This is a genomic window from Massilia sp. SYSU DXS3249, assembly GCF_053668055.1.
The window spans coordinates 116632-133310 of sequence record NZ_JBSIPX010000009.1 but is presented as its reverse complement, the minus strand read 5'-3'; the positions used below and the strand labels follow the sequence as shown (position 1 = coordinate 133310).

Annotated in this window: 12 protein-coding genes and 6 tRNA genes; 9 read left to right on the top strand and 9 right to left on the bottom strand. The window is 67.7% G+C overall.

Features of this window, described 5'->3' with window-relative positions; translation table 11 throughout:
* Positions 1-50 precede the first annotated feature (50 nt).
* The 9 genes from ACWCIA_RS12740 to ACWCIA_RS12700 all read left to right on the top strand — a co-directional run bounded on the left by ACWCIA_RS12740 (position 51) and on the right by ACWCIA_RS12700 (position 10656).
* Positions 51-1292 carry an exonuclease SbcCD subunit D C-terminal domain-containing protein gene (locus ACWCIA_RS12740; protein ID WP_454163751.1) on the top strand — a complete coding sequence of 414 codons (1242 nt, stop codon included), beginning with the start codon at positions 51-53 and terminating at the stop codon, positions 1290-1292.
* Positions 1289-5050 (top strand): AAA family ATPase, encoded by a 3762-nt coding sequence (locus ACWCIA_RS12735; RefSeq protein WP_454163749.1) that lies wholly within the window; start codon positions 1289-1291, stop codon positions 5048-5050. The genes ACWCIA_RS12740 and ACWCIA_RS12735 overlap by 4 nt, the downstream gene beginning before the upstream one ends.
* A gap of 151 nt (positions 5051-5201) precedes the next feature.
* Positions 5202-5411 (top strand): hypothetical protein, encoded by a 210-nt coding sequence (locus tag ACWCIA_RS12730; RefSeq protein ID WP_454163748.1) that lies wholly within the window; start codon positions 5202-5204, stop codon positions 5409-5411.
* Position 5412: 1 nt separating this feature from the next.
* Positions 5413-6552 carry a methyltransferase gene (locus tag ACWCIA_RS12725; RefSeq protein ID WP_454163746.1) on the top strand — a complete coding sequence of 380 codons (1140 nt, stop codon included), beginning with the start codon at positions 5413-5415 and terminating at the stop codon, positions 6550-6552.
* Positions 6553-6617: 65 nt separating this feature from the next.
* Positions 6618-6694, top strand: a tRNA-Met gene (locus ACWCIA_RS12720).
* Positions 6695-6761: 67 nt separating this feature from the next.
* A complete protein-coding gene (locus ACWCIA_RS12715; RefSeq protein WP_454163745.1) occupies positions 6762-7010 on the top strand; it encodes a hypothetical protein in 249 nt (82 codons plus the stop codon).
* A gap of 33 nt (positions 7011-7043) precedes the next feature.
* The gene (gene dbpA, locus ACWCIA_RS12710; RefSeq protein ID WP_454163743.1) at positions 7044-8450 is read left to right on the top strand and encodes an ATP-dependent RNA helicase DbpA; all 1407 of its coding nucleotides are present in this window, start codon (positions 7044-7046) and stop codon (positions 8448-8450) included.
* A 133-nt stretch (positions 8451-8583) separates the two neighbouring features.
* On the top strand, positions 8584-10134 hold the full coding sequence (locus ACWCIA_RS12705) for a hypothetical protein (protein ID WP_454163741.1): 1551 nt from the start codon (positions 8584-8586) through the stop codon (positions 10132-10134).
* A gap of 9 nt (positions 10135-10143) precedes the next feature.
* Positions 10144-10656, top strand: a complete 513-nt coding sequence (locus ACWCIA_RS12700) for a TssQ family T6SS-associated lipoprotein (protein ID WP_454163739.1) — start codon at positions 10144-10146, stop codon at positions 10654-10656.
* A gap of 207 nt (positions 10657-10863) precedes the next feature.
* Here ACWCIA_RS12700 and ACWCIA_RS12695 read toward each other — a convergent pair whose 3' ends face one another.
* The 9 genes from ACWCIA_RS12695 to gltX all read right to left on the bottom strand — a co-directional run bounded on the left by ACWCIA_RS12695 (position 10864) and on the right by gltX (position 16662).
* A complete protein-coding gene (locus ACWCIA_RS12695) occupies positions 10864-12465 on the bottom strand; it encodes an amidase (protein WP_454163738.1) in 1602 nt (533 codons plus the stop codon).
* Positions 12466-12617: 152 nt separating this feature from the next.
* On the bottom strand, positions 12618-13193 hold the full coding sequence (locus tag ACWCIA_RS12690; RefSeq protein WP_136218665.1) for an elongation factor P: 576 nt from the start codon (positions 13191-13193) through the stop codon (positions 12618-12620).
* Between the two features lie 48 nt (positions 13194-13241).
* Complete coding sequence (gene earP, locus ACWCIA_RS12685) at positions 13242-14429, bottom strand: elongation factor P maturation arginine rhamnosyltransferase EarP (RefSeq protein WP_454163737.1); 1188 nt, start codon at positions 14427-14429, stop codon at positions 13242-13244.
* Positions 14430-14505: 76 nt separating this feature from the next.
* Positions 14506-14581 (bottom strand) — tRNA-Glu (locus ACWCIA_RS12680).
* A gap of 43 nt (positions 14582-14624) precedes the next feature.
* Positions 14625-14700 (bottom strand) — tRNA-Glu (locus tag ACWCIA_RS12675).
* A gap of 29 nt (positions 14701-14729) precedes the next feature.
* Positions 14730-14805 (bottom strand) — tRNA-Ala (locus ACWCIA_RS12670).
* Between the two features lie 99 nt (positions 14806-14904).
* Positions 14905-14980: transfer RNA gene (locus ACWCIA_RS12665), tRNA-Glu, on the bottom strand.
* Positions 14981-15009: 29 nt separating this feature from the next.
* Positions 15010-15085 (bottom strand) — tRNA-Ala (locus tag ACWCIA_RS12660).
* 173 nt (positions 15086-15258) lie between these two features.
* Entirely contained in the window at positions 15259-16662 is a 1404-nt protein-coding gene (gltX, locus tag ACWCIA_RS12655) for a glutamate--tRNA ligase (RefSeq protein WP_454163735.1), read from the bottom strand.
* Between the last annotated feature and the right edge of the window lie 17 nt (positions 16663-16679).

Here is a 16679-nt window from a genome sequence, read left to right as displayed (position 1 = left end):
TGCAGCCGGTTGTTCGTTCTCCCCTCTTTCATTTCCGGCTACTCACTTCCATGCGGCTGTTGCACACTTCCGACTGGCACCTCGGCCAGACCCTGCACAATTACGACCGGACCTACGAGCACGAGTGCTTCCTCGACTGGCTGCTCGACACCATCGTGGCCGAGGAGATCGACGCGCTCCTGATCGCGGGCGACATCTTCGACAACGCCAACCCCTCGTCCGCCGCCCAGCGCCAGCTCTACCGTTTCCTGCAGCGGGCCAAGGCGCGCACGCCGCACCTGCAGATCGTCGTGATTGCCGGCAACCACGATTCGCCGGGCCGGCTGGAAGCGCCGGGCCCGCTGCTGGAAGCGCATGGCACCGTCGTCATCGGCAACGTGGTGCGCACCCGCGAAGGCGCGATCGACCTCGAACGCCTGGTGGTGCCGCTGCGCGATAAGGCGGGCGAGATCAAGGCCTGGTGCCTCGGCATCCCCTTCCTGCGCCCGGGCGACGTGCCCAAGGCCGAGGTCGAAGGCGACGCCTACCTGAACGGTATCGCCCTGCTCTACAACCAGGCTTTCCAGCTGGCGCAGGCGCGCCGCGAACCCGGCCAGGCCATTCTCGCCATGGGCCACTGCCACATGGTCGACGGCCAGTCGTCCAGCGACTCCGAGCGCCGCATCGTGATCGGCGGCACCGAGGCGCTGCCGGCCTCGATGTTCGATCCGGAGATCGCCTACGCCGCCCTCGGCCACCTGCACCTGGCCCAACGCGTCGGCAAGAAAGAGCACCTGCGTTATTGCGGCAGCCCGCTGCCCCTGTCCTTCGCCGAAGTGGGCTACCAGCACCAGGTGCTGCGCATCGACCTCGACGGCCCGATTGCGCGCGAGGTCACGCCGCTGCTCGTTCCGCGCGCGGTCGAGCTGCTGCGGGTACCGGCCAAGCCGGAACCGCTGGCCGAAGTGCTGACCGCGCTCGAAGCGCTGGAACTCGACGCCGAGCTGCCGCCCGAGTGCCGTCCCTACCTGGAGGTGCGGGTGCTGCTCGACGGGCCCGAGCCCGGCCTGCGTGCCCAGGTCGAGGCGGCCATCGCCGGCAAAGCGGTGCGGCTGGCGAAGATCGAGCCGACCCGCAAGCTGGTCGCCGCCCAGGATGGCGCGAGCGCGCTGACGCTCGATCAGCTGGCCCAGCTGCAGCCGGACGACATCTTCCGCCGCCTGTGGCAGCAGCGCTTCGGCGAGGATGCGCCCGACGACCTGTTGTCCGCCTTCTCCGAACTCATGCTGCCTGGCGATGGGGAGGCGGCATGAGGATCCTGCGCATCGGCGGCCGTAACCTGGCGTCGCTCGCCAACGAATTCGAGGTCGATTTCGAGAGCGAGCCGCTGGCTTCGAGCGGCCTGTTCGCCATCTGCGGGCCGACCGGCGCGGGCAAAAGCACCCTGCTCGACGCCCTCTGCCTGGCCCTGTACGGCAACACGCCGCGCCTGCAACTCAAAAGCAGCCGCGGCGCCCTGCCCGACGCCGGCGGCGAAAGCGTCTCGACCACCGACGCCCGCAACCTGCTGCGCCGCGGCGCCGCCGAAGGCCACGCCGAGGTCGACTTCGTCGGCAACGACGGCATCCGCTACCGCGCGCGCTGGAGCGTGCGGCGCTCGCGCAACAAGGCCAGCGGCCTGCTGCAGGCCTCGAACATGACCCTGCACCGGCTGCCGGAACTGGCGCAGCTGGGCAGCACCAAGACCGAGACCCAGGCCGAGATCGCGGCGCGCATCGGCCTTTCCTTCGAGCAGTTCACGCGCTCGGTGCTGCTGGCGCAGAACGAGTTCTCCGCCTTCCTGAAAACCGACGAGAACGAGCGCGGCGAGCTGCTCGAGACGCTCACCGGCAGCGCCGTCTACAGCGCCATCTCGAAGCGTGCCTACGAGCGCTACAAGCAGGAACAGGACGCCGTGCGCCGCCTCACCGCTCGCCTGGCCGACCACGCGCCGCTGACCCAGGAAGCGCGCGAACAGCTCGACGCCGAGCGCGCCGCGGCCGAAGTCGCCCTGCAGGCGGTCGACGTGCGCCGCGCCCTGCTGGAAGCGCAGCTGCGCTGGCACCAGGAACGCGAACGGCTGCGCCAGCGCGAAGCCGAGGCCGAGGCCCTGCTGCTGGACGCCCGCGCCCAGGCCGAGTCGGCGCAGGCGCGGCGCATCCGCCTCGCCACCCTCGACGAAGTGCAGGCCGCGCGTCCGCTGATGGCGGAACTGGCCCGCCTCGACGCCGAGCGCGCCCAGCTGGAAGCGACCCTGGCCAACGGCCAGGGCGAACTCGCACGCGCCGCCGAGGCCGCGCGCCTGGCGCTCGAAGGGGTGCAGGCCGCCACCGATGCGCTGCACAGCGCCGAGGCGGGCCAGCACGCCGCCGCCGCCCAGCTCGACGCGGCCAAAGCACTCGACGCCACCATCGTCACGCTGGCGGGCGCCCATGCGCAGCTGGGCAGCCGGCGCGACGAGACGCAGGCCGAAGCGTCACGCGCGCAAGCCCTGTTGCTCGAGGCCGGCAGGCGCCTGGCCCAGACCCGCGAGGCCGAGCAGCGCAGCGCGCTCTGGCTGACCGAGCACCAGCGGCACGAGGCGCTCGCCGCCCAATGGCCGCGCTGGGACAAATTGTTCTCGCAGGCGGCGCAGGCTGCCGGCCAGGAGGCGGAGAACGGGGCCGCCCTGGCCAGGGCCGAGCGGGCCCGCGTGAACGCGGCCGCCACTGTCGAGGCAGCCCTCGAAGCGGCCGGGCGCGCCGCCGCGCGCATCGCCGAACTCGATGCCGCGCGCCAGGCCGCCGCCGCGGCGATGGCCGGTTTCGACCTCGACGCCCTGGACGCCGAACGCCGCCAGCTTGACGCCCGGCGCGAGCAGCTGGCGGCAGCGGCCAGGATCGCCAAGGGCTTGCAGGCAGCGCGCGTCCACCTGGCGCGGACCGACGCCGCCATCGAGAGCACGCGCACCGCGCGCACCGCCGCCGACACCGAGCTGGCCGCCCTGGCCGCCGCCGCCCCTGCCCTCGCCAGCGCGAGCGAACAGGCCGAGCACGCGCTGGCCGGCGCCGAACGCGCCTGCGGCGAGAAGGTCGAGAGCCTGCGCGCCACCCTGATCGACGGCGAAGCCTGCCCGGTCTGCGGCAGCGAAGCCCACCCCTACACCCACCAGGACGTGCGCCTGCACGCGGTGCTGGAGGTGTTGCGCGGCCAGGTCGGCGAACGCCGCGCCGCGCAGCAGCGCAACCTGTCCGAACAGGCCGCGCGCCGCGCCCAGATCGGCGCCGCCGACGAGCGCCTGGCCACACTGGCCGGCGAACGCGCCGCCCTCGCGCAGGACGTCGAGGAGCTCGAAGCCGCGTGGAATGCGAATCCGGTCGCGCCAGATGCGCCGCCGGAGGGCGAGCGCCAGCCGTGGTTCGAGGCCCAGACCACGGCCGTGCGCGAAGCCCTGCTTGCGGTGGACACGCGCCAGCAGGCGGCACGCCGTGCCGCCCAGGCACGCGAGGCGGCCCAGGCGGCCTTCGATGCGGGCAATGCCGAACACCAGCGCCAGCGCGATCTGGCGCACAAGGCGCAGGCGGCGCTGGGCACGCTGGAGAGCGAACACAAGACCCTGCTTGCCCAGCTCGAACGCGACCGTGCCGCGCTGGAGGCCCTGCTGGCCGAACTCGACCAGGCCGTGGCCGGCGCCTGCGGCGACGGCTGGCAGATCGCCTGGCGCCGCGATCCGCAGCGCTGGCAGGCTGCGCGTGCGCTGGAAGCGAAGACCTGGACCGAGCAATCGGCGCGCCTGGCCGAACACCGCGCCGCACTGGCCGCACTCGAGGCGGCGCAGCGCGAAGCGGCGGTGCGCGCCGAACACGCGGGAGGCGCCGCCACGGCGGCAAGCGACGCCTTTGCCCGCAGCGAGGCCGAACTGCGCGAACGGCGCGCCGGCCGCGCCGCCCTGTTCGAAGGGCGCGCAGTGGGCGAGGTCGAACAGGCCCTGCGCCAGGCCGTCACGAGTGCGCGCGAGCTGCTCGCCGCGCGCCAGGCGGCCGCCGGCGAAGCCGCGCAGCGTGAAACGCGGGTGCGCAGCACGCTCGCCCAGGCCCAGGAACGCATCGGCGCCCTGCAGGACAACGCGCGCGACGCCGCCGCCCGCCTCGCGGACTGGATCGAGGACTACGCCGCCCACCACGGCGACCTGGAACCGGTGGCCAGCCAGGCCGAGCTTTCCAGCCTGCTGGCGGTCGGCGCCGCCTGGCTGGCCCAGGAACGTAGCGCGCTGGCCGAACTCGACGCGGCCCTGGCCAGGGCCACCGCCGTGCTGGCCGAGCGCAAGAGCCAGCGCGACCTGCACGAGCAGAGTGCAGCGCCCGATGGCGCGATGCAGGACGGCGCCATGGTTGCCGAGGCCCTCGAAGCCGTGCTGGAAGAACGCAGCGCCGTGCACGAACGCGCCACCGGCCTGCGCCTGCAGGCGGCGCAGGACGACGAGCGCCGCGTCAGGGCGCAATCGATGCTGGCGGAGATCGAGCGCCAGCAGGCCATCGAGCAGCGCTGGGGCAAGCTGTCGGAGCTGATCGGCTCGGCCGACGGCAAGAAGTTCCGCAACTACGCCCAGCAGTTCACGCTCGACGTCCTGCTCGGCTACGCCAACAGCCACCTCGCCCAGCTGGCCAAGCGCTACCGCCTGGAGCGGGTCGACAACGCCGGCGCGCCTTCGCTCGGCCTGATGGTGCGCGACCAGGACATGGGCGGCGAGATCCGCTCGGTCAATTCGCTCTCGGGCGGCGAATCCTTCCTGGTCTCGCTGGCCCTGGCCCTGGGCCTGGCCTCGCTGTCCTCGAACCGGGTGCGGGTCGAGTCGCTGTTCATCGACGAAGGTTTCGGATCGCTCGACAGCGACACCCTCGGCATCGCCATGGACGCCCTCGACGCGCTGCAGTCGATGGGCCGCAAGGTCGGGGTGATCTCGCACGTGCACGAGATGACGGAGCGGATCGCGGCCAAGATCCAGGTACGGCCGACCGGGGGTGGAAGCAGCGCCGTGAGCGTCGCAATGTAGGGTGGACGGGTTCCCCGTCCACGCGTTCAACCACATTCCGATCCTCTACACCGGCGTTCATGCCGACACTGTTTGAACGCGTGGACGGGAGGCCCGTCCACCCTACGAAACCCGGTACAATGCCGCCTTTGTTTATCCTTACACACTGCACATGAAACCCGCCCGCACCCTCACCTTCAAATGCGCCAAGTGCGCCAAAAACGTCACGGTCTACCTGCAGAAAGTCTCGGCCTGCTCGCACATCCAGCCTTACCAGGGCATCTGCGGCTGCGGCGAAGTGCGGCGCCACGCGACCGGCAACCCGGACGCGGTGAAGTCCTTCCTCGAGTCGGGCGACGGCAACTGGCACCACCACCACTGATATGACGCGCATCGAATGGGAAGAAGGCGGCCAGGCCCGCTCGGCGCTGTGGCGCTCCGAGAGCGGCTGGCCGGCGCCGAAAAAGGTCGTGGTCGCCGACGACACGATGGCGGCCGATACCGCCTACCGGCTGGCGCTCGACGGCACCGCCCTGCTCTGGCGCGGCGACTTCCAGAACGCGCGCCAGCTGCTGCAGGCACTGGCGCGGCGGATCGACCATAAAGGTTCCCGTACAAAGCGCGCCAAGGCCGGTGCGACGCCTCCCACGCTGACCGAGCAGTTCCACCGCCACCGCCTGGCCCAGCTGCAGCGCGCCCGCACGCTGGCCATGCTGGTGATCCCCTTCGATGCCGACTACACGATTCCCCTGCGCCGCGCGCCCGACATGCGCCAGGCCTGCAACGAAGCCTATGGCGCGGCGACCGAAGCCTTCGTCGTCTCGCTGCGCGAGCTGCTGGGCCTGATCGGCGCCCACGAATGGCGCAGCAAGGGCGTCTTCATCCCCGCGCTCGACGATCGCATCCACCCCTGGTATGGCGTCTTCTCGCCGGTGCGCGGCGAATACGTGGAGCTGGCGGCGCAGGCGCCGCTGCCGCAGCATGCTGCCCTCGCCTTCGACATCGGCGCGGGTACGGGCGTGCTGTCGGCCGTGCTGGCGCGCCGCGGCTTCAAGCGCATCGTCGCCACCGACATGGACGAGCGTGCGCTGGGCTGCGCGCGCGAGAACATCGCGCGCCTCGGCGTGGACAGCCAGGTCGAGATCATCAAGGCCGATCTGTTCCCCGAGGGCCAGGCCGACCTCGTCGTCTGCAACCCGCCCTGGCTGCCGGGCAAACCCAGTTCGGCGATCGAATACGCGATCTACGACCCGGACAGCCGCATGCTGCGCGGTTTCCTCTCCGGCTTGACGTCGCACCTGACGCCGGCCGGCGAAGGCTGGCTGGTGCTGTCCGATCTCGCCGAGCACCTCGGCCTTCGCTCGCGCGAACAGCTCGAAGGCTGGATCGCCGCGGCCGGGCTGGCCGTGGCGGGCCGCCACGACGTGCGTCCGACCCATCCGAAGGCGACGGACCTTGACGATCCGCTGCATGCGGCGCGCTCGCAGGAAGTGACGTCGCTGTGGCGGCTGCGCGCCTTGTAAGTGAAAGGAAATGACGCAGCAACGCCTGCATTTGCATCCTGGCGCGCGAAGCAGTACAATAGCGCTGCGGGGTGGAGCAGTCTGGCAGCTCGTCGGGCTCATAACCCGAAGGTCACAGGTTCAAATCCTGTCCCCGCAACCAAATACTAGTGTTAAACGAGCCCGACTCTTGCAGTTGGGCTTTTGTTTTCTGGGCCCAGCGACGCCGGATGAGAGACAAGAAAGACAACGCCACGATCGACCTGCCTGGCTTCGAAGAAGCCGCGCCGCTCGCCACACCCGTTGCCGCCGATGTCACCCGTCTGGACACCAAACGCGCTCCGCGTCCCCGCCGCCCCACCATGAAGCAGGAACAGATTTCCCTGCTTGAAGAAACCGATACCACCGGCCTGCCTGTCTGGCGCCGCGACGATAACCTTGATCTGACCGGGCTGCCGGTCTGGGCGCCGGATGCCTGATCGACCGTCCGGCCTGAACGGCTGGAGGGCCACATGACCACATCATTCAATACGCTGCCGCTGGCACCGCAATTCCTCGCCAACCTGGGCACCCTCGGCTACCACGAGATGACCCAGATCCAGGCCGAAAGCCTGCCGGCCGTCCTCGAAGGGCGCGACCTGATCGCCCAGGCCAAGACCGGCAGCGGCAAGACAGCGGCCTTCGGCATCGGCATCCTGAACAAGCTCAATCCGGCCTGGTTCGCGATCCAGGGCCTGGTGCTGTGCCCGACGCGCGAGCTGGCCGACCAGGTGGCCGGCGAACTGCGGCGCCTGGCGCGCGGCGTCGGCAACGTCAAGATCCTGACCCTGACCGGCGGCGTCGCCATGCGCCCGCAGATCGCCTCGCTCGAGCACGGCGCCCACATCGTGGTCGGCACGCCCGGCCGCATCCGCGACCACCTCGGCCGCGCGACGATCGACCTCTCCAAGGTGCAAACGCTGGTGCTCGACGAAGCCGACCGCATGACCGACATGGGTTTCTACGACGAGATCGCCGGCATCGTCAGCGCCTGCCCGCAGCGCCGCCAGACCCTGCTGTTCTCGGCCACCTACCCGGACGACATCCGCCATGCGACCGCCGGCTTCCTGAACGAGCCGCTCGAGATCGCGGTGGAGTCGCAGCACGACGCCAGCAAGATCGAACAGCGTTTCTATGAAGTCGGTTTCGACAACCGCGACGACGCCGTGGCGCGCCTGCTGCGCCACTACAAGCCGGTCTCCACGCTCGCCTTCTGCAACACGAAAGCCCATTGCCGCGAGCTGGCCGACACGCTGCGCGAGCAGGGTTTCTCGGCCCTCGCCCTGTACGGCGAACTCGAACAGCGCGAACGCGACGAGATCCTGATCCTGTTCGCCAACCGCAGCTGCTCGGTGCTGGTGGCAACCGACGTCGCCGCGCGCGGCCTCGACATCGCCAACCTGGAAGCCGTCATCAACGTCGACGTCTCGCGCGACAGCGAAGTGCACGTGCACCGCATCGGCCGCACGGGCCGCGGCGCCGAGACCGGCCTGGCCCTGTCGCTGTGCGCACCGAACGAAAAGAAATGGGTGCGCCTGATCGAGGAATACCAGAACACCGAGGTTTCCTGGTACAAGCTCGACGACCTGGGCGACAGCGTTCTGCCGGCCGAACCGGCGCCGATGGTCACCCTCATCATCGCCGGCGGCAAAAAGGACAAGCTGCGCCCGGGCGACGTGCTGGGCGCCCTCACCGGCGACGCCGGCCTCACGAAGGAGCAGGTCGGCAAGATCAACGTGACCGAATTCCAGACCTATGTCGCGCTCGCGCGCGAGGTGGCCGACGGTGCTTTCCGCAAGCTCAATGCCGGCAACCGCCTCGGTCCGGACTTCGGCAACTTCAAGGGACGCAGCTTCAAGATGCGCTTCCTGGAAGTCTGAGCAACCGGCAATCTACGCAATTGCGGCGGACGCCACATCGTTCGTCGCGCACGGTTGACTCAACAGCGACACGCTTGCTGTAAATCTGGCATAGTTTTGCTAAAAATAAATGTTTAGCAAAATGACCAGCCAAATGACAACTATCTACACCCCGTTTGCGGACGGGCGCACGGTTCGCGACATCGTCGAACACACTCCAGCGCTGGTCAACGAGACCTGGTGCCGCGACCTGCTGCGCCACCTCCTCGATTCGCTCGAACGCCAATACGAGACCGGCGCGCCGCACCGCCCGATTTCGCCGGACACCATCGTCATGCTCGCCAATAACGAGCCGCTGCTGTTGCCCGCGCCCGAGGAAGTCGGCGCGGCCGGTGCGGCGCAGCTGCCGGCCGACCTGCATGCGCTGGCGGTGGTCGTCCATTACGCCATCACCGCCGAACTGCCGCCGGACGGACCGCTCGGCCCGCGCCTCTACGACGACTACAGCACCGAACTGACCAATGGCCTCGACCGCTGCCTCGGGCCGAACCAGCGCCTGCGGCCGAAAACCATTTCCGACATGCGTACGCTGCTAGGCATTGCGGCGCCCGCGGCCGACCAGCCGGTGCACGCCTCGACCCTGGCGGAGGCGGCGCCCGTAGCAAACGAAGCGGCCGTGCAGCCGCAGCCCGACATGCCGACGGCCGCCGAGACGGTGCTGCCCGCGTTCACGGCCGAGCCGCAAGAATCCGCCCCAGTGCCGGATGCGCCGGCGCCCGACTACAGCCAGCCGGTTCCGGCGCCGGTAATGCAGGAAGTCCACCCGGCGCCCGTCGCAGCAAGCGCGCCCGACCTGTCCGAGCCGCGCCTGCATACGCCGTCCGCGACCGAGGCCGCGCCGGACGCCACGCCAGCGCAGGCGGCCATGCCCGAACGGCGCGTCGAGCCGCCGCAGCCGGCAAGCCCGCCCGTTACCGAACCCCTTCTGCGCACACCGGCTGCCGCCACCACCGCATCCTTCGCCGCCGGCGACAGCACGCCGACGCGCAAGCCGACCGCCCTGGAAGCGGCGACAGCCGCCCGTCTACACGAAGAGGCGGCCCGCAAGCTGGCCGTGCCGGCCGCGCCGCCGCCGCGCCCCAAAAAATCGAACAGCGTCCAGCGCTGGGGCTGGATCGCCGGCGCCGCCGTCGTGCTGCTCGCCGCCGGCAGCGCCCTCGTCTCCTACCTGCAGCAGAGCGATTCGAGCGACATGGTGGCCGTCTCGCTGCCTCCCGCCGAACGCGCCGCGAACGGACTCGATGCCGGCGAAACGGTGGTGGCGCCGCGCGCCGACGAGAACAACGCCGCCGCACCGGTCGAAGCACCCGCGACCGATGCGGACGCAGGGCTGCTGTCCGGGGCGACGGAGGACGCCGCCGCCGCGCCGGACGAGCTCGCGGCCCCTGGCGCCGTGCCCGGCAAGGCCGGCGAAGCCATCGTCAATGGCGTCACCTACAAATTGCTGATCAAGCCCTGGGGCACGGTCTACGTGGACGACGTCGACCGCGGCGTCAGCCCGCCGGTGAAGCGGCTGACGCTCAGCCGCGGCAAGCATACGATCCGGATCGTCAATCCGAACTTCCCCGAGCACGTGCTGAACGTGAACGCGGGCTCGCGCGAATCGACGACGATCGCCCATGATTTTACGGCCAAGGCCGAGTAAGGAGTTGCCATGACCCGTATCCTCCCTCCACGCCTGCTGTGCGCCCTGCTCGCCGCCGGTGTGCTCAGCGGCTGCGCCCAGCTGGAGTCCCTGCTGGAGACCAAGCCGCAGCGCGAGCACAGGAATGCCGTCAAGCGCGAGGCCGAGCGCGACCACAACCGCGCCGTGCAGCGCGAGGCGGAACGGAGCGACAAGAGCGAGCGCACCGAAGCGCGCGCCGAAGCCCAGCCCGGACGCGAACAGGCGGCGCTGCGCGACGGGATCCGCTTGTACAACGAGGGCGATTTCAACGGCGCGATCCGGCGCCTGAGCTCGAACGACATCCGCAGCAGCTCGCCCCTGAAGACCCGGGTGACGGCGCTGAAATACACGGCCTTCAGCTATTGCGTGACCTCGCGGCCGAAGCAGTGCGAGCAGGCGTTCGAGCGGGCGCTGAAGCTGGATCCGGACTTTACGCTGGAGCCGGGGGAACAGGGGCATCCGTTGTGGGGGCCGGTGTTCGAGCGGGCGAAGGGCGGATGAGCGCAGGGTGGACGGCTATGCCAGGGTGAGTGCAAACCTCGGGCATTGAAGCCGTCCACGCGTTCAACGTTCGTTTGCAATACGCGAAATTCTGGAGCTGGTTGGACGCGTGGACGGGAAACCCGTCCACCCTACGGAACTGCTGCAACATCTCGGACTTCGAAAAAACGGCCCGGCGATCATGAACTGACCCCAGGCCGTTTCCATTTACGCCTTGACGTTGACCGAGGCCGGATAGGTCGGCGCGCGGCGGCGTTTGCTGGCCTGCTCGTAGGCGTAGGCCATGCCGATCAGGGTCGCTTCGCTGTAGGCGCCGCCGACGAAGGAGATCCCGACCGGCAGGCCGCGCGTGAAGCCGGCGGGCACCGTGATGTGCGGGTAGCCTGCCACCGCGGCCGGCGACGAGAAGCTCATGCCGTAGTGGTCGCCGTTGATGTAGTCGGTCAGCCAGGCGACGCCGCCGGTCGGGGCGACCAGCGCGTCGAGCTTGTGTTCGCGCATGACCTTGTCGATGCCCTCTTCGCGCGAATAGCGCAGGTTGTTGGCCAGCGCCTCGCGGTACACCTTCGCGTCCAGCCCCGACTTCTCCTCGGCGGCGATCAGGTGTTCCTGGCCGAAGTAAGGCATCTCGCGCTCGGCGTGCTTCTCGTTGAAGGCGATCACGTCGGCCATGTTCTTCACGGGCGCGTGCGGCGCGTAGGCAGCGAGGTAGGCGGCCAGGTCCGGCTTGAATTCGTGCAGCAGCACTTCGATTTCGGACTCGTTGTACTTGTCGGTATTGGGCACTTTGACGTCGACCAGGATGGCGCCCTGCGCCTTGAGCACGGCGAGTTCCTGTTCGACGATGGCGTCGATGGCCGTGCTGCCGCCGAAGAAGTTGCGCGCCACGCCGATGCGCTTGCCGCGCAGGCCGTCAGAGCGCAGGGCGCCGGCATAGTCGGCGGTCTTGCCCTGGCTTTCTTTCGTGACGGCGTCGGATGGGTCGACGCCGGTCATGGCGGCCAGCATCAGGGCGGCGTCGGCGACGCTGCGCGTCATCGGGCCGGCCGTGTCCTGCGAGTGGGCGATCGGGATGATGCCGCTGCGGCTGAGCAGGCCGAGCGTGGGCTTGAGGCCGACGATGCCGCAGCTCGACGAGGGCGAGACGATGGAGCCATCGGTCTCGGTGCCGACCGCCAGCGTGGCCAGGCTGGCCGCGATCGCCGCGCCGGAACCGGAGCTCGAGCCGCTGGTGTTGCGGTCGAGGGCGTAGGGGTTCTTCGTCTGGCCGCCGCGGCCGCTCCAGCCGCTGACCGAATGGGTCGAGCGCATGTTCGCCCATTCAGACAGGTTGGTCTTGCCGATGATGACCGCGCCGGCGGCGCGCAGGCGCTCGACGATGAAGGCGTCGCGGGTGGCGCGTACGCCGTTCAGGGCCAGGGAGCCGGCGCTCGTGCTCATCTTGTCGCCGGTGGCGATGTTGTCCTTGAGTAGGACCGGGATGCCGTGCAGCGGGCCGCGCAGCTTGCCGGCCTTGCGCTCACGGTCGAGTTCAGCGGCGATGGCCAGGGCCTCGGGATTGAGTTCGATGACCGAATTGATGCGCGGACCGGCCTTGTCGACGGCGGCGATGCGGGCCAGATAGCGTTTCACCAGCTGCTGCGAGCTCAGCTTGCCGGCGGCCATCGCCGCGGCCTGCTCGCGCACGCCGGCGTCGAGCAATTCATCGGCGGTAATGCCGGCCGCTTTCGGTGCGGCAGTGGCCGTGGCGGCGCCGCCGGCAACCGCGCCGGCGGCCACGCCCAGTCGAACAAAATCCCTGCGATCCATGCGTCTCCCCTTCTTTATAGTAAAGCAATAGCATATCAGTGCTTGCCGCTCGACACCATTTGCACACGGCGGACGCGACAGGCGAAAAAAAACGCTGCCGGATCAGGGCAGCGTTTTTTCGCAGAACTTTTACAAGTCCGGTCGGCAATAACTTAGTTACGGACGACGCGCTTGTATTCGTTGGTGCGGGTGTCGATTTCGATCGTGTCATCCTGGCTCACGAACAGCGGCACCATGACGATGTGCTGGTGGGCTTCGATGGCGTTCTCGATCTTGGCTTCCTTCAGGACGTTGCCCGAAGTGTTGCCCTTGACGGCCGGCTCCGAGTAGACAACCTGGCGTGCGATCGTGGTCGGCAGTTCGACCGAGATGGCCTTGCCGTCGTAGAACACGGCTTCGCATTCCATACCGTCTTTCAGGTAGTGCAGCGCGTCGCCCAGGTTTTCTTCTTCGATTTCGAACTGGTTGTACTCTTCGTCCATGAAGACGTACAGCGGATCGGCGAAGTACGAGTAGGTCACCGGCTTCTTGTCCAGCACGACGACGTCGAACTTGTCGTCGCCGCGGAACACGTTTTCCAGCGGAGCGTTGGTCAGAAGATTCTTCATCTTCCACTTGTAGGTGAAGCCCGTGCGGCTCGAGCCGTTGACGTCAGAACGCAGCACGATAAAAGGCTTCTCATCAACCATGATGATGTTGCCGACACGGATCTCTTTTGCGGGTTTCATAGGAGTCTGAGTAATCTAAAAAAGGGGTTGCAGTAACCGGGCATGATATCACGTAACGGATGCCGTGCCTATCGAAGTGAAGCGAAGTGAGGATGCAAAGGCGAGCAGGTTCGAGGCAAGGTCGCCGTTTTCCAGCATGCGCGCTTGCCATTCGTTGGAACGGGCTTCGATCCGGGCGCCGTCCCGGCGCAGGGCCGGCCACAGCGCGGCCCAGTCGCCCCCTTCCAGCGCCCCGTTCCAGTGCAGCGAAAACGCCTCCAGGCTGTCGATGCCGGCGGCGTAGCGGCCGAGGAAGGCGCGCAGTTTCTTGTGGTGCAAGTTCTCGTCCTGGGGATAGATGTGCCAGATAAAGGGCTTGCCGGCCCACTGGGCGCGCACCCAGGAATCCTCGCCGCGCACGAAGTTCAGGTCGCAGGCCCACAACAGGCGGTCGTAATCGGGCTGCGGGACGAAAGGCAGCACGCGCAGGGTCAGCGCGCCATGGGTCGCCGCCATCCCGGCCTTGCCCGGCTGGCCGAGAAAGTGCGCGACCGCGTCCGGCGCCACGCCTTCGGGCACCAGGCAGGTGATGACTTCACTGCCCATGCACCAGGCGTCGAACAGCGCGGCTACCTGCGCGTGCGGGTAGCAGAACAGCGACACGGTGAAGGCGTCGATGTCGTGATCAGGCAGGCCGAGACCACGCAGGAAGGCGCGCCGCGCGGCCGGATCGGACTGGAACTGCGTCCGCTCATGCTCGAGCCCGCCTTCGCGCAGCAGGCCGCCGGTGTTTGCCGTGAAGCCGGGGAAGAAGAAATGCTTGGTCAGCCTCAGGCGCGGATGCATCGAAGGGAGCTTGTGGCAGCCTTCGACCCACTCTTCCGCCGTCAGGCCCTCGAGGTTGAGCCAGACGGGACGCGGCTCGCACTGCGCCATCGCTTCGATATAACCGGGCGGAATGTCGCAGGCGAAAAATTCGATGACGATGTCGGCGATGTCGGCAGGGACAAAACTGCCATCCTGGTTGCGCCAGTGACGTACCATGACGTCCTGCACGGCTTGTTCGTCGGCCGCCACGTTCACTTCCGGGCAAATCCGGCGGAAGCTGACCAGGTCGTCGACCCACAGCGTGACGGCGACGCCATGTTCGCGCTGCAACTGGCGCGCCAGGCGCCAGCAGATGCCGATGTCGCCGTAGTTGTCGACGACCTTGCAGAAGATTGCGAGCGTGAGCGGGGATTCCGGGAGTGCTGGCATAGTCATGGAGGATAAGCGCAAAAAAACAAAAAGCCGCTATGAGCGGCTTTTTGCTTGATATTTCTACTTCTATATCTGGCGTCCCCACGGGGATTCGAACCCCGGTACTCACCGTGAAAGGGTGATGTCCTAGGCCTCTAGACGATGGGGACCTAAAACTGTTCCGATACTACTATACTGCTGCTGCCGAATTCTTGGCGTCCCCACGGGGATTCGAACCCCGGTACTCACCGTGAAAGGGTGATGTCCTAGGCCTCTAGACGATGGGGACCCGGACTGCTATAACAATGTTTTCCGACGTGGTGGAGGTAAGCGGGATCGAACCGCTGACCTCTTGCATGCCATGCAAGCGCTCTCCCAGCTGAGCTATACCCCCTACGGGAAAACAACATTATAACATACTGCTTTTGCTTCTACTACCGCTGCCGCTGGCGCAGCTTCTGGCACAGTTCCTGACGAACTTCCGCCAAAACCTTGGCGTCCCCACGGGGATTCGAACCCCGGTACTCACCGTGAAAGGGTGATGTCCTAGGCCTCTAGACGATGGGGACCCTGGAACTACCGTACTACCTTCAGGACTTGGTGGAGGTAAGCGGGATCGAACCGCTGACCTCTTGCATGCCATGCAAGCGCTCTCCCAGCTGAGCTATACCCCCCTGTACTGCTGAAGTGCGAGCATTATAGCGGGGGTTCTTGCATTACGCAAATAGCGTTTTGCGGGAATCACGAGTGTGCGACAAAGCTTCAGGGCAAAGCGCGTCGTCGAAGACAGTACGCTAGTACGGCGAGACGATGCAACGCCGCCATGAAGCTTTGCCGCACGCTCGAATTAAAGGCCCTTCGCGACACGGTCCAGCACAGTCTCGCGACCGAACAGTTCCAGCACCGCGTCGATGGCCGGCGTCTGCAGCTGGCCGGTGACCAGCAGGCGCAGCGGCATGGCGATCTGCGGCATCTTCAGTCCATGCGCCGCCAGCACTTCCTTGAGCATGGCGGCAATCGCAGCCTTGTTCCACTCGACCGTCCGGCAGCGCTCGGCGAAGGCTGCCAGAGCGGGACGCACGGCATCGGTCAGGTGCTGGGTCATCAGGGCCGCGTCGGGCTGCGGCTGGCGGAAGAACAGCATCGATGCGTCGGCCAGTTCGTTGATCGTGTTGACGCGGTCCTTGACCAGGGCCAGCACTGCCGGCAGAGCCGGGGCGCCGTCGAACTGCGCGCCCTGCTCTTCCATCTTCGGGCGCACCAGCGCGGCCAGGCGCTCGTTGTCGGCCGCCTTGATGTAGTGGTTGTTCAGCCACGCCAGTTTTTCAGGGTTGAACTGGGCCGCCGACGCGGTCAGGTGCTCGAGGTTGAACCACTCGGTGAACTGCTCCATCGAGAAGATCTCGTCGTCGCCGTGGCTCCAGCCCAAACGTGCCAGGTAGTTCAGCATCGCTTCCGGCAGGTAGCCCTGCTCCGGATACTGCATCACGCTGACCGCGCCGTGGCGCTTCGAGAGCTTCTGGCCGTCCGGGCCCAGGATCATCGGCAGGTGGCCGTACTCCGGCAGTTCGGCGCCGAGCGCGCGCAGGATGTTGATCTGGCGTGGCGTGTTGTTCACGTGGTCGTCGCCGCGCAGCACGTGGGTGATGCGCATGTCCCAGTCGTCCACGGACACGCAGAAGTTATAGGTCGGGGTGCCGTCCGGACGCGCGATGATCAGGTCGTCGAGCTCCTTGTTGGCGATCGTGATCGGGCCTTTTACGACATCGTTCCAGGTCACTTCGCCGTCCAGCGGATTCTTGAAGCGCACGACCGGCTTCACGCCTTCCGGCACGCCTGGGAGGGTCTTGCCCGGCTCCGGGCGCCAGGTGCCGTCGTAGCGCGGCTTTTCCCCTAGAGCGCGCATGCGCTCGCGCATCGCTTCGACTTCTTCCGGCGAGCAGTAGCACAGGTAGGCGGTGCCGGCTTCCAGCATGCCCTTGATCACCTCGCGGTAGCGGTCCATGCGCTGCATCTGGTAGAACGGGCCTTCGTCGTGCGACAGGCCGAGCCACTGCATGCCGTCCAGGATCGCCTGCACCGCTTCCGGCGTCGAGCGTTCGAGGTCGGTGTCCTCGATGCGCAGGATGAAGGTGCCGCCGAAGTGGCGGGCATAGGCCCAGGAATACAGCGCGGTGCGCGCGCCACCGAGGTGGAGGTAGCCGGTCGGGCTGGGGGCGAATCGGGTACGGACGGGGGTGCGGACGGTCATGGTGAAAGCCGAAATGA

Bases quoted from the DNA above. Each gene is read 5' to 3' on its own strand.
- ACWCIA_RS12730 (WP_454163748.1), top strand. From the start codon at position 5,202: ATGAAACCCGCCCGCACCCTCACCTTCAAATGCGCCAAGTGCGCCAAA.
- ACWCIA_RS12725 (WP_454163746.1), top strand. From the start codon at position 5,413: ATGACGCGCATCGAATGGGAAGAAGGCGGCCAGGCCCGCTCGGCGCTG.
- ACWCIA_RS12735 (WP_454163749.1), top strand. From the start codon at position 1,289: ATGAGGATCCTGCGCATCGGCGGCCGTAACCTGGCGTCGCTCGCCAAC.
- ACWCIA_RS12715 (WP_454163745.1), top strand. From the start codon at position 6,762: ATGAGAGACAAGAAAGACAACGCCACGATCGACCTGCCTGGCTTCGAA.
- dbpA (WP_454163743.1), top strand. From the start codon at position 7,044: ATGACCACATCATTCAATACGCTGCCGCTGGCACCGCAATTCCTCGCC.
- ACWCIA_RS12695 (WP_454163738.1), bottom strand. From the start codon at position 12,465: ATGGATCGCAGGGATTTTGTTCGACTGGGCGTGGCCGCCGGCGCGGTT.
- ACWCIA_RS12740 (WP_454163751.1), top strand. From the start codon at position 51: ATGCGGCTGTTGCACACTTCCGACTGGCACCTCGGCCAGACCCTGCAC.
- gltX (WP_454163735.1), bottom strand. From the start codon at position 16,662: ATGACCGTCCGCACCCCCGTCCGTACCCGATTCGCCCCCAGCCCGACC.
- ACWCIA_RS12690 (WP_136218665.1), bottom strand. From the start codon at position 13,193: ATGAAACCCGCAAAAGAGATCCGTGTCGGCAACATCATCATGGTTGAT.
- ACWCIA_RS12705 (WP_454163741.1), top strand. From the start codon at position 8,584: ATGACAACTATCTACACCCCGTTTGCGGACGGGCGCACGGTTCGCGAC.
- ACWCIA_RS12700 (WP_454163739.1), top strand. From the start codon at position 10,144: ATGACCCGTATCCTCCCTCCACGCCTGCTGTGCGCCCTGCTCGCCGCC.
- earP (WP_454163737.1), bottom strand. From the start codon at position 14,429: ATGCCAGCACTCCCGGAATCCCCGCTCACGCTCGCAATCTTCTGCAAG.